Here is a 454-nt window from a genome sequence, read left to right on the forward strand (position 1 = left end):
CGCGGGAACGAAAGACAATCCCAGGTCGGTCGAGTTCAGGAAATTAATCAGGCTTTCAAACTATGATTCGGTTCGGTAAATGGGCTATTAGCTCAGGTGGTTAGAGCGCACCCCTGATAAGGGTGAGGTCCCTGGTTCGAGTCCAGGATGGCCCACCTAAACCAACCAATTCACAAGAGCCAGTCGGACTTGAGTGCGATCGAGTCCGCCAGCCTTGTGACCTGAAATAAGGGGGTATAGCTCAGTTGGTAGAGCGCTGCCTTTGCAAGGCAGATGTCAGCGGTTCGAGTCCGCTTACCTCCACCAAAACCGCCAAACGGATAAAGAACTCAGCAACTTTCGGTGCCCAGGCATTGGAAAGCCTGCTGGATTCACTGTCCAGCCAGAACCTTGAAAACTGCATAGAAATTGAGTCCCTTGGTAAAAACAATCCCTTGCAAAAGGGGTTGAGAAA

The 454-nt window shown here is 50.9% G+C and carries 2 tRNA genes; both read left to right on the forward strand.

What is annotated here, in order from left to right:
* The first annotated feature begins 81 nt into the window (after window positions 1-81).
* Window positions 82-155, forward strand: a tRNA-Ile gene (locus AC0QH1_RS00675).
* 75 nt (window positions 156-230) lie between these two features.
* A tRNA-Ala gene (locus AC0QH1_RS00680) sits at window positions 231-306 on the forward strand.
* Window positions 307-454 lie beyond the last annotated feature (148 nt).

The organism is Phormidium sp. CCY1219 (genome assembly GCF_055795085.1).